This is a genomic window from Desulfobaculum sp., from assembly GCF_054921475.1.
Genome location: NZ_JBUDSW010000103.1, coordinates 1 through 11,767, shown reverse-complemented (window position 1 = coordinate 11,767; position 11,767 = coordinate 1). Strand labels below are relative to the sequence as shown.

General features: G+C 63.6%; 10 protein-coding genes. All 10 read left to right on the top strand.

What is annotated here, in order from left to right; translation table 11 throughout:
• The coding region (locus tag ACY69P_RS08415; RefSeq protein WP_462327163.1) for a hypothetical protein at window positions 1-2,496 on the top strand (2,496 nt) is incomplete at its 5' end.
• A 58-nt stretch (window positions 2,497-2,554) separates the two neighbouring features.
• Window positions 2,555-3,676 carry a type VI secretion system protein TssA gene (gene tssA, locus ACY69P_RS08410; RefSeq protein WP_462327162.1) on the top strand — a complete coding sequence of 374 codons (1,122 nt, stop codon included), beginning with the start codon at window positions 2,555-2,557 and terminating at the stop codon, window positions 3,674-3,676.
• Between the two features lie 63 nt (window positions 3,677-3,739).
• On the top strand, window positions 3,740-4,312 hold the full coding sequence (tssB, locus tag ACY69P_RS08405) for a type VI secretion system contractile sheath small subunit (RefSeq protein ID WP_462327161.1): 573 nt from the start codon (window positions 3,740-3,742) through the stop codon (window positions 4,310-4,312).
• A gap of 33 nt (window positions 4,313-4,345) precedes the next feature.
• A complete protein-coding gene (gene tssC / locus ACY69P_RS08400) occupies window positions 4,346-5,800 on the top strand; it encodes a type VI secretion system contractile sheath large subunit (RefSeq protein WP_459901816.1) in 1,455 nt (484 codons plus the stop codon).
• Between the two features lie 26 nt (window positions 5,801-5,826).
• A complete protein-coding gene (locus tag ACY69P_RS08395; protein WP_462327160.1) occupies window positions 5,827-6,309 on the top strand; it encodes an Hcp family type VI secretion system effector in 483 nt (160 codons plus the stop codon).
• A 6-nt stretch (window positions 6,310-6,315) separates the two neighbouring features.
• Window positions 6,316-6,912: a type VI secretion system baseplate subunit TssE gene (tssE, locus tag ACY69P_RS08390; RefSeq protein WP_462327159.1), complete on the top strand. Its 597-nt coding sequence runs from the start codon at window positions 6,316-6,318 to the stop codon at window positions 6,910-6,912.
• Window positions 6,899-8,713, top strand: a complete 1,815-nt coding sequence (gene tssF / locus ACY69P_RS08385; RefSeq protein WP_462327158.1) for a type VI secretion system baseplate subunit TssF — start codon at window positions 6,899-6,901, stop codon at window positions 8,711-8,713. The genes tssE and tssF overlap by 14 nt, the downstream gene beginning before the upstream one ends.
• Window positions 8,677-9,849: a type VI secretion system baseplate subunit TssG gene (tssG, locus tag ACY69P_RS08380; protein ID WP_462327157.1), complete on the top strand. Its 1,173-nt coding sequence runs from the start codon at window positions 8,677-8,679 to the stop codon at window positions 9,847-9,849. Before tssF ends, tssG begins: the two co-directional genes overlap by 37 nt.
• 17 nt (window positions 9,850-9,866) lie before the next feature.
• Window positions 9,867-10,394, top strand: coding sequence for a hypothetical protein (locus ACY69P_RS08375; RefSeq protein ID WP_462327156.1), 528 nt, complete (start codon window positions 9,867-9,869; stop codon window positions 10,392-10,394).
• Between the two features lie 2 nt (window positions 10,395-10,396).
• The coding region (locus tag ACY69P_RS08370; RefSeq protein WP_462327155.1) for a type VI secretion system Vgr family protein at window positions 10,397-11,767 on the top strand (1,371 nt) is incomplete at its 3' end.

Here is an 11,767-nt window from a genome sequence, read left to right as displayed (position 1 = left end):
GCCCAAAGCCTTGAGGAAACCCCGGAATACAGGCGCTTTGCCCTGTACGCGGACAAGGTGCTGGAACTGACGGGCCGCTGCCTCATGTTCAACGGCCTCAGCGCCTCCACAAGCGCCAAGGATTTTGCGGAGCTGACGGAATATTCCTTTAACGCGACCATGCCCAAGGACTTTGCCAAGTATGCGCACATCGTCCTCAAGGACCTGCCTTACGCCAAGGTGGACCTGACGGCGCAGGCGGCCGCGCTGGAGCAGCAGGAGCAGGCGAATCTGCTTGGCGTGTTTGCCCGGGCGTTTATCCATAACGATGTCCGGCAGGAACTGCGCGGCGTGCAGCGGCTGTTGGATGCGCTGCGAAGCGGCGGGCAGCAGACCGGCGGCAACTCCCTTGATGCATTCATTGCGGCGGTGGATGCGCTGGGGGTGTTTGCCACCTCCCCGCAGTGGGCGTTGATGCAGGGCGATGTCTTTACCCCCGGCAAGGGGATTGTGGATAAGCATATGCACGTGCGCCAGCGCATTGCGGAGTTGTCCGGCCAATCCCTTGACCCGCGCCAAGCGCAGGCCATGGCCGAGGGCAAGTTGGAGGAACTGAGTGGGCGGCTGGTGAGCCTGCGCGATGATGTGCAGGCCATGCGGGATGAGGACCTTGGCCCGCTGTTGACCTTTGACGACGAGGGGCACTTTGCCCCGGCCGCCTGGCTGATCGAGCTGCGCGACGTCCTTGCCGATGCGCGCACGCGCGACTTTATGCAGCCTGTGCCCGAAGGCGTGGTGAACGAGGACGTACCGCCGGAAGACATCGCGTGGGACGTCTCTATCCTCAGCCGCGCGGTAAAGCTGCTGGATTCCTACGGCGGCTATGACGCCCAGCTATTAAAGAAATTGCCCAAGCCTTCGGCGCGGCAAGTGGTGACCACCGCCATGAATGAGCGAGTGGCCGAAAATGTCTACCGCCTTGTGGGGCAGGCGCAGGTCTATAGCCCGTATCCGGCGGGGATGACGTCGGGCTGGGAGCATACTTTGGAGTCTGCGGCGGTGAATTTCAGCAAGGCCAGCCCGTACATTCTGCGGGCCGTACAGTCGCTGCGGACCATGGGGCAGGTGGCCCTGGCCGACGCCGTGGGAAGTATCCCAGGTGCGCAGGCCGTGCGCCTTTTGGAGATGAGCCGCATGCTGCTGGAGCGCGACGCCCTTTTTGCTCCCAAATCGACTGCGCTGGCGCAGTGGCAGGGCACCACGCCCGTGCTGGCGGGCGTCTATGGACTAACCACCAACGACGAGGCCGTGGCGTACATGACTGCGCGCCTTGGCCGGGTGCGGCATGTGGTGTCCGTCTTTGTGGAGCCGAGCCTGACCTATGTCTATAAACAAGGGCGGCGCGATTTCGCCGGCGATGATGACCTCATCACGTATTGGGAATCCATCGTCGCGGCGCTGGAGGCCTACGACTCCAAGCGTCCCGGCAACAGTGTCGCCAACGTGGAAACCCTCATCATGCAGACCTTTGGCAAGACCACGGCCAAAACCTACGCCACCACCCTCAGCGCTGTGGAGCCGCGCTTTGACGGGCCGGGGTACTTTGAGCGGCGGGGGCGGGCGCTTATCAATACCGTCCGCGCGCGGTGCCTTGAGGCGGACCTGACGACCTTTGCCTCTGGGTACGGCGCGGCGTCGGCCTTTTTTGACGAGCATCTGGCCGGGCACTTCCCCTTTGCCCCGGTGCGCACCGGCGGACCGCAGGCAAGCGTTGAGGACGTGATGGCCTTTTTGAATATGCTCGATGGCGTGGCCGGGACCATGCCCGCTTCGGCGGCGCGTCTGCACGCCCTTGCTCCGCAAAAGCGCTTCCTTGACGCCGTGGCTGGAGCCGAACCCTTCCTGCGCAGCCTTGTGGCGGGCAAGGACCAGTCCTCCCAGTGCGGCTTGACCGTGGACTTTCGCACCCAGCGCGCCAGCGAGGTCGGCGGGGAGCAGATTGTGGACTGGACCCTCACCGCCGGGGAGCAGTCCGTACACTTTCGCGATGCGGAAACCGGGCTGACATGGGGACCGGGGCAGGCCGTGCAGTTCACCCTTGAGTGGGCGCAGGATTCGGACCGCTTCCCGGTGCTGGCGCAGACCCTGCCGCCCGGCGCGGCGGTGCAGGAGCGCCGCGTGGTGTGGCAGTACACGGACCTGTGGGCGCTGTACGCCTTTGTGCGCGCCAACAGCGCGGCCGCGGGCGATGTGAAGGGCGACGCGCCGCCCCCGCCGGGGACGCTGGTTTTTTCCGTGGCGACCAAGGCGGCAGACTCCGCTGTGCGGCGGTCCGTCGCCAGCGCGCCGGATGGCGAGACGGTGACGGTTTTTATGCGCCTTCATCTGACGCAGGCAGGCGTGGATGAGAAGGGGAAGCCAAAGGTGACGCCCCTTGCATGGCCGACGGACCTGCCCAAAACTATGCCGGATTTGGACGCCAATAGCGTACGTGATGAATTGTACAAGGCGCTGTAATCAATGCTGGAACTGAAGCGCAGCCAGCGCTATGACGTGGAGTATATCGGAGTTCAATATGGATGAAGCCATTTCCCGCGCGCCGGACGCGCCTTTTTCACAAGACCTGTCGGAATGGGGCGCGCGTCTGCTCGCTCCAGTCTCCGAGGACGCCCCGTGCGGGGAAGCCTTGCTGTACGACGTGGTCTACGACCAGATTCGCGAGGCCAGACGCGAGGAGGACCCGGACCTGCCGCAGGGCGTGTGGGAGCGTGAGGTCAAGCGGGCGGACTGGGCCAAGGTCCGCGCCCTGTGCGAGGGCGCGCTCCAGTCGCGGACCAAGGATGTGCAGCTTGCCGCATGGCTGACTGAAGCGCGCCTTGCTCTTGATGGTGTTGCGGGGCTGGTGGAGGGGCTGGAGGTTCTCCTTGCCCTTGCCCAGACGTATTGGGACGACATCCATCCCCGCATGGAGGAGGGCGACGTTGATGCCCGCCTTGCGCCGTTCCGGTGGGTGAGCACGGCGTTGGCATTTCGGTTGAAGTTTGTGCGTCTGACGGTGCCCGCGCATGGTGACGGCCGCTCCTATACCTATGCGGAATGGGAGGAGGCCGAGTACTACGAGCGTCTCGCGGCCCGAGGGCGCAAGGCGGCGCGCGCGGTGGACGAAAGCCGCCCCACGCGTGAGGCCATAACCCTGTCCGCCCATGCGACGGATGCGGCCTATCACGCCGCCATGGCATCCGGTTTGGAGCGTGCGGACGGCATTATTCAGGCGCTGGCAACTTTTTTGGACGAGCGGTGCGGCGATGAAGCGCCAAGCTTTGGCGCGCTGCGCGAAGGGGTGATGGCGATTCATGGCCGCGTGCTTTCGTGGCGCGGTGAAGACATTCGACGCGTGGAAAGGGAGGAGGCTGATGTGGCGGAAAAAAGCGAGACTGTGGCCCAGACCGAGGGAGCGCCCGCAAAGCAGACGGCAGGACCAATCAGCAGCAGGGCGGAGGCGTACGCGATGCTCGCCATGGCGGCGGAATATCTGATGCGTACCGAGCCGCACAGCCCCACGCCCTACCTTGTGCAGCGGGCCGTGGCGTGGGGGGATATGAGCCTTGGGGAGCTGTACAGCGAAATTCTTGGAGAAGGAGCGGAGCTGGGAGGGATTCTTGCTCTGCTGGGAATACCGAAAAAACAGTCCGAATAGGCGGCATTGGCTACGCGCCCGTGAATGCCCGGCGCATCAATCAGCAAGCGGAGGAGCATGAACATGGCTGAAAGCATTCAGCATAAGCTCGACAGGGTCAGACCGCCGCGCGTCCAGATCACATACGATGTGGAAATAGGCGGCGCCATTGTGATGAAGCAGTTGCCCTACGTGGTCGGCATCATGGCGGACCTCACCGCCAAGCCTGTGGACCCGCTTCCGCCGCTCAAGGAGCGGAAGTTCGTCTACATCGATAGGGACAATATCAACGACGTGCTGAAAAAGAGTGCCCCACATATCGCCTACAACGTGCCCAATACCCTTGGCGGCGATGACGAAACGCTGGGCGTGGACCTCAGCTTTGCCAGTATGGACGACTTTGAGCCTGCGCAGGTCGTAAAGCGCATTCCCAAGCTGAACGAACTGCTGGAGGCGCGCCAGAAGCTGGTGGACCTCTTGGGCAAGCTGGACGGCAATGACGACCTTTCCGCCCTGCTGCGCGACACCATTGGCGACGAGGCGAAGCTGAAGGAGCTTTTGGACCTTGCCAGCGCCGACGATGGCGGCGGTGAAGAGGACGCCAAGAAGGATGACAAGGGCAAGGACGACAAGAAGGAAAAGCCTGCGAAGAAGTAGCCCCACGCACCTCAACCCGTGAGGGAGTCAGCTATGAGTCCTGAAAATGATGCCGAGAGAAACCTGCTGGAGCAGTTTCTCTATGACGGAAAGATGGTCAAGGATGAGTCGCAGATACCGAATAGCAAGAGCATCCTCCGCGAGCTGGCCTCGCAGATTCTGGACAAGAAGATGGAGCCTCTTGATGACCCGGCAGCGATGCTGGTGGAGCGCATCTCGCGCATAGACGAGCAGCTTTCCATTCAACTGAATGAAGTCATGCACGCCGAGGACTTTAAACGGTTGGAGTCCACATGGCGCGGTCTGCACTATTTGGTGATGAACACCGAAACCGGCGAAATGCTCAAACTGCGGGTGCTGAACGCCTCGCGCAAGGAGCTTCAGGCCGACCTCGACAAGGCTGTGGAATTCGACCAGAGCAACCTGTTCAAGAAGGTGTACGAGGAAGAGTACGGCACCTTTGGCGGTGCGCCCTACAGTTGCCTGCTGTATGACTTTGAGTTTGGGCGGCATCCGCAGGACATGGCCTTTTTGGAAAAGCTGTCGCAGGTGGCCGCTGCGGCCCATGCGCCGCTGATGGCCTCAGCCTCGCCCCGGCTGTTCGACATGGAGAGCTTTACCGAGCTGGCTGGCCCGCGCGACCTTGCCAAGCTCTTTGAGAGCAGCGAGCTGATCAAGTGGCGTTCGTTCCGCAGTAGCGAGGATTCACGCTATGTGGCGCTGTGCATGCCGCACGTGCTTCTGCGTTTGCCCTATGGCCCGGACACCCAGCCCGTTGAGGAGTTCCAGTTTGTGGAGGACGTGGATGGACGCGTGCATGTCAAGTACTTGTGGGGCAATGCGGCGTGGGCCATGGCCCAGCGCATCACCGACGCCTTTGCCAAGTACGGCTGGACAGCGGCCATACGCGGCGTGGAGGGCGGCGGCGTTGTGGAAGGCCTGCCTACCCACACCTTCAAGACCGACGACGGCGACATCGCCGTGAAATGCCCAACGGAAATTGCCATCACGGACCGGCGCGAGAAAGAACTCTCGGATCTTGGGTTCATTCCGCTCATCTACTGCAAGGGTACGGACTATGCCGCCTTCTTTGGCGGGCAGACCACCAACAAGCCCGTGCTCTACAACACAGACGAAGCCAACGCCAACGCGCGGCTGTCCGCTGTGCTTCCGTATCTGCTCAATGCCTCGCGCTTTGCGCATTACATCAAGTCCATCATGCGCGACAAGATTGGCAGCTTTATGACCGCCGACAACGTTTCGGACTATCTGAACACGTGGATATCCAACTACGTCCTGCTCAGCGACGACGCCGGGCAGGAAGTGAAGGCGCGCTACCCCCTGCGCGAGGCACGTGTGGACGTAAAGGACGTGCCCGGCAAGCCCGGCGTCTATACGGCCACCATCTTCCTGCGTCCACACTTCCAACTTGAGGAGCTGACGGCCAGCATCCGCCTCGTCGCAGAACTGCCGCCGCCGGCCGCATAATGGCCTGACCGCACAAGGAGTCTCAAATGCAGAATATGTTTATGAAGATCGATGGAATTGACGGTGAGAGCACGGTCAAAGGCTATGAAAAGCAAATCGAGATCTATTCGTTCTCGCACAACTTTTCGCAGCCGACATCACCGCTGCGAAGCTCCGAGGGTGGCGGCACGACGTCGCGCGCGCAGCATGGGGAGTTTTCGGTATCCAAGCGTACCGACCTCTCTACTGCCGACCTTTGCAAGGCGCTGTGGAGCGGCAAGCACATCTCGGAGATTGTGTTCACCGCTTGCCGTATGGATGGGGACGATGTGGTGGCCTATCTGGTGGTGACCATGAACGATGTGGTCATCTCCAACTATAACATCAGCGGCGGCGGAGACCTGCCCATGGAGACGTTCTCCCTCAACTACGGCAAGATTAAGTACGAGTACAAAAAGCAGAAGGAAGCCGGCGGCGCGGAAGGTACCAAGGCCGGTATGCACGACCTCGAAACCAACCAGATATCCTAATCCGCCATGTCGGCGAAAGGCAGATATCTGGCGCCGCTTCTGGACCGGCTGGTGGACGATGCGTCCGCCGCCGGTCCGGAAACCGTGCCCATGCGCAACGTCAGCGCCGAGACATACCGCCGCATCATCGTGCGCGATGTGCTGTGGCTGCTTAACACCCGCGCGGCTGGGCGGACGTGGCTGGAAGGCTCCGGCGCGCCGGACGTTATGGACTACGGTTTGCCGGATTCCGGCACCGTGCTGGTGGAGAGCGAAGCGGACATGAAGGCCCTTGCGCGGCGCGTGGGGCAGGCGATTCGCGCGTTTGAGCCGCGTTTGGCGGATGTGCGGGTGCGTGTGGTGAAGTTGCCGCCGCGGTCCTACGCCGTGCCCCTTCGCGGTGGAGCAGCCGGAGAGTTGCCCTTTGCCAATCCCCGCCTTGGGCAAGGGGCGCAGGTGGACTTTTCCGGGCAGGACGCCGCAGGGCGCAGGTTCCGGGGCGGGATGATGATTTCCGCGCGTGTTGTGGGCATGCCCCGGCGTGAGCCGCTGGCTTTTCTGCTGGGCTACGACGCGGGCGACGGCACGCTTGCCGTGGTGGAGGTTGACGATGACCAAGGATGATGCGGCCCGGACATACTACCAGAGTGAGCTTGCCTACCTGCGCAAGGCTGGGGTGGAGTTCGCGCGGCGGTATCCACGCATCGCCAGCCGCCTTGAATTGGGGCCGGACATGACGCCGGACCCGTTTGTGGAGCGGCTCATTGAATCCTTTGCGTGGCTGACGGCGCGCATCCGCCGCAATGTGGATGCCCAGCTGCCACAGCTGTCCGGCGCACTCTTGCAGGTGCTGTATCCCGGGCTGGCGTGTCCTTTGCCCTCGCTGAGTGTGGCGGAGTTTGCGCCGGAGGCCAAAAAGGCCGCGAATATGCTGGCCGGGTACGAGGTGCCGCAAGGCCTTGCCCTGCACTGCGACAGCACCGACGGCAAGGCCACCCTGCGCTGGCGGACCTGCTGGCCGCTACAGGTCCTGCCCATCAAGGTGACGCAGGCGGCGTTTGAGCCGCTGGCGCAGTACAATCTTGGCCGCGCGGGGCAGCAGGCGGGGGCGGTGCTGCGCTTTCGCATTGAGGGGGACGGCGTTCCCCTTGCGTCGTGCGATTTTGATTCCGTCCGGCTGTTCCTGCATGGCGACAGGTACGAGACCTTCCAGCTGTATGACCTGCTGCTGGCGGACGCGCTGGATGTGTGCCTGCGCAACCCGGCGGACCCGGTGGAGCGCACGCCGCTGTCCCTTGGTCCCCGTGCCATTCGCCCTGCGGGACTGGGCGCGGACGAGTTGGCCTTGCCGCGCGCCGCGCAGGGACCGCCCGCCTACCAGATGGTGCAGGAGTATTTTGCTTTTCCGGAACGCTTCCTGTTTGTGGAGGTGGCGGGCCTGTCGCGGCGCGGCGACGCTTCGGCTGTGGACGTGCTGGTCCCCCTCGCCCGCAGGCCGCGCAAGCTGGGCGGGCTGTCGCGGCATATGCTGCGGCCCAACGCCGTGCCCATCGTCAACCTCTTCTCACGCATTGCCGAGCCTATCCGCCTTGATGAAACCCAGAGCGAGTATCGCCTTGTGCCCGATGCCCGCCGCAGCGCCACCACGGAAATCCATTCCATAGAGTCCGTAGCCGCTGTGGAGCCGGGGGGCGCGGGAATGGTCCCCATGCATCCGTATTTTAGCCTGTCCCACGCCGCGGCCCAGCAACATGATGAGCCGTTTTGGCTGATGCGCCGTACCCCGGCGGCTGGCGGCGGCGAGGGGACGGACGTGTATCTGTCCTTTGCGGACCTCTCCTTCAATCCGGCGCGTCCGGCGGCCCGGTCCGTGGTGGCGCATGTGCTGTGCACCAATCGTCACAGCGCGGTGGAGGCGCAGGCCGGGACCCTTCTTGCGCGTGATAGCGACCTGCCGGTCAGTGCGGTGCGCCTGCTGACGGCGCCGACACCCCAGCGGAATCCGCCCCTTGGGGGCGAGGTGATGTGGCGGCTGGTGTCACATTTGGCGCTGAACAAGGTCTCTCTGTCCGGTCCGCAAAGCGTGGAGGCCCTGCAGGAAATTCTGATGCTCTACGCCCCAGACGGCGACGCCGCGGCGGTGCGTCAGGCCCGGGGCATCAAGGCGTTGACCCGCAGGCCGGTGGCGCGGCGTCTGGGGAGCGAGGCATGGCGAGGTTTTGTGCGGGGGACGGATATTGGCCTGACCCTTGACCCCAGCGCCTTTGCGGGGGGAAGCGCCGTGCTTTTTGCCGGGGTGATGAGCGCGTTCTTTGGACTGTATTGCAATGTGAACACGTTTTCCCAGCTGACGCTGCGCAGTGAGGGGACAAGGGAGGTCTGGCACAGGTGGGCACCACAGTCGGGCAGTCGTCCCATTCTGTAGCAGAACGTTTCCTGCGCGAGCCGTGGCGGTTTGACGTATGGAAGGCCGTGTGGCTGATGCGGGCCATCCACGGCGGAGAAGTGTGCGCCGATGACCCGGAGAGCGAGCGGTTTTCCTTTGCCTCGTGCGTGTCTTTTGCCTTTCCCGCCAGCGAGTTGCAGGAGGTGCGCGGCGTGGCGGCGAATGCGCTGGATGCTGTCGCGGATTCCGGGCCGTCTGCGGATGGTGCCTTGCGTTCTGCGGCGGGCTGGGGGCGGGCTCCGGAGATGCCTCGGGCGCTGGGCGCGGCGGAGGTGGCTGGGCGGGGCACAGCAGGTGGCAAGCCTGCGCTTGCAGTGAATTTCCTTGGCCTTGCGGGCGCGGCGGGGCCGCTTCCCGCTCCGTATACGGACGTGGTGCTGGAGCGCGCCGGGGCGCGGGATACCTGTCTGCGCGATTTTTTGGACCTGTTTAATAACCGGCTGGTGGCGCTGTTTTATGCATCAGTCGGTGCCTACCGGCCCGTGGCGGGGCACGATTGCCACCCGGCGGACAGCCCTATGGCGGGGTTTGTGTTCTCGCTTATGGGCATGGGTACCCCGGGGTTGCGGCAGTCCCCAGCGCCGGATGCGCCGGGAGCCGCCGGCGTGCCCGACGCCGTCCTGCTGCGGCACGCCGCGCTGTATGGGGCGTACCCCAAGTCTGCGGCGGGGCTAGAGTGCGTGGTGGCCGATGCGTTTGGCGTGCCCGCGCGGGTGGAGGAGTTTCGCGGCGCATGGCTGGACATTGAGCCGGAGGACCAGACCCGCCTTGGCGTGGCGGGCGCGAATATCCGGCTTGGTGACAGCGCCGTGCTGGGCACGCGCGTGTGGGAGCAGAGCGCGGGCGTGACGCTGCGCCTTGGGCCGCTGTGCTGGGAGGACTACCGCGCCTTGTTGCCCCAGCCGCCGGGAACGCGGCGGACGGCCCTTGAACAGCTTGTGGCGTTTTATGTGGGCGAGGGCGTGGACGTGCATATCGCCTTGGAGCTTGCCGCCCCAAGCGCCATTGCCCCCAGCCTTGGGTGCATGGGTGATGCGTGGCTTGGGTGGAGTAGTTTTTGCGCAGCGGCGCAGGGCGGTGAGGACCGCGCGCCAAAGGGGCGCCCGCACGGCTAACCGGAAAAGGGAGCGACATGTCGAAAACGGAAGTGGACAACCTGCGGTACGCGGCAGGCCGGTGGATTCGCGAAATGCGCCTTGAGGACCCAACACGGGCAAAGCGTGATGATCTGCTTGGGGCCATCAACAATTATCTGGCCGCTATTGGTTCTGTGGTGCGGGTGCAGGGCAGTTGGTTTCAGGCATCGGAGCTTTTGGTGAAGGTCGATGGCCGCAGACCGCCGCGCTACGGCGACCTTGTGGCGACCTTTGTCAGTGGCGACAACGCCCTTGCCCAGAATTTCGCCACGCGTCTTTTGGCGTGGAGCCGGAACAACGGGCCGGAGCTTCGAAACTATACACCCGAAGAACAGTGCCTGCTCGTGGTGGTGGCGCTTGCGGAGGTGTCACGCCTGTATCTGGACGCGCTGTCCCAGTTTGAGGATTGGATGCAGGAGGTGCTGACGGCGGTGAATCCCCGCGCTGTGTGGCTGGACTACAATCAGCAGTTCGTCCCCTCGCTCACCGCAAGGCAGGATGAAGCCATGGAGTGGGGCCCGTAGTCATGAAGGATGCCATCGCGACATTGACCACTCCCTTCGGCGACGGGACGCTGGTGCTGGAAAGCTGTTCCGGACAGGAGGCCCTGTCCGAGCCGTTTGTCTACTCCATTTCGGCCTACAGCGAGGACAACGCGCTGGCCTTTGACACCATCATCGGCAAGGACATCACCGTGGGCGTGGGGCTGCCTGATGGTTCGGCCACGCGCAATAGCAATGGCGTGGTGACGCGTTTTTCCATGGGGCAGAGCACGGCGGAGGCCACGCACTATCATATGGAGGTGCGCCCGTGGCTGTGGCTTCTTAGCCTTCAGGCAGACTGCGCGGTGTTTCAGAACATGAGCGTGCCGGACATCGTGAAGCAGGTCTGTAGCGACGCCGGGTTTACGGAAGTGGAGGATAAGCTTTCCGGCAGTTATTCGGCGCGCGAGTACGTGGTGCAGTACAATGAGACCGCTCTCGCCTTTGTGTCGCGCCTGATGGAGGAGGCGGGGATGTTCTATTTCTTCACCCACACGGCAAACGCCCACACCCTCGTCCTCGCAGACAGCGGCGACGCATTGGAGGAGTGCCCGCAGGCGGCGACGCTGGAGTTTCAGCCTAAGAATACCAGCGTGGTTCCGGCCTCGCAGGTTGCAGATGTGTCGCTGGAGCAGTGCTCCGTTACGGGCACCTTCGCCGTTGGCGACTACAATTTCACAACGCCGGAGACGGACCTTACGGCGTCTGCCCCCGGCGGCAATGCCCGCACCGTGTACGAGTATCCCACCGGCCACACCGTAAAGGACGACGGCGAGAGTCTTGCGGGTATGCGCCTTGACGCGCTGGAGGCTGAGCAGTGTGTGCTGTCTGCGTCCTCGCCTGCATCGGGGCTACATCCCGGCGGAACCATGACCATTGAAGGGCACGACCGAAACGACATCAACGCCAAATGGCTGGTGACGTCCGTGGCGCTGACGGCGTCCAAAATGCGCTACAACTCCACCTTCACTGCTATCCCCGCTACGGCGACGTACCGCCCGCGCCGCCGTCACCCCCGGCCGTCCGTTCCCGGTCCGCTGACCGCGCTGGTGGTGGGGAAGGACGGCGAAGAGATTTGGACTGACGAATACGGACGCGTGAAGGTGCAGTTTTATTGGGACCGCGTGGGCGAAAAGAACGAAAAAAGCTCCTGCTGGGTGCGCGTGGCCCAGCCATGGGCGGGCAAGGGCTATGGCGCGGTGTTTTTGCCACGCATTGGGCACGAGGTGGTGGTCAGCTTTATAGACGGCGACCCGGACCGCCCGCTGGTGACGGGGTGCGTGTACAACGCCACGCAGACCCTGCCCTACGACCTGCCCGCCAACGCCACGCGAACGCTCATCAAGACGAATTCC

What these genes read in the sequence shown, in the direction of transcription:
- tssA (WP_462327162.1), top strand. Translation starts at nt 2,555, where the DNA reads ATGGATGAAGCCATTTCCCGCGCGCCGGACGCGCCTTTTTCACAAGAC.
- tssB (WP_462327161.1), top strand. Translation starts at nt 3,740, where the DNA reads ATGGCTGAAAGCATTCAGCATAAGCTCGACAGGGTCAGACCGCCGCGC.
- tssC (WP_459901816.1), top strand. Translation starts at nt 4,346, where the DNA reads ATGAGTCCTGAAAATGATGCCGAGAGAAACCTGCTGGAGCAGTTTCTC.
- ACY69P_RS08395 (WP_462327160.1), top strand. Translation starts at nt 5,827, where the DNA reads ATGCAGAATATGTTTATGAAGATCGATGGAATTGACGGTGAGAGCACG.
- tssE (WP_462327159.1), top strand. Translation starts at nt 6,316, where the DNA reads ATGTCGGCGAAAGGCAGATATCTGGCGCCGCTTCTGGACCGGCTGGTG.
- tssF (WP_462327158.1), top strand. Translation starts at nt 6,899, where the DNA reads ATGACCAAGGATGATGCGGCCCGGACATACTACCAGAGTGAGCTTGCC.
- ACY69P_RS08375 (WP_462327156.1), top strand. Translation starts at nt 9,867, where the DNA reads ATGTCGAAAACGGAAGTGGACAACCTGCGGTACGCGGCAGGCCGGTGG.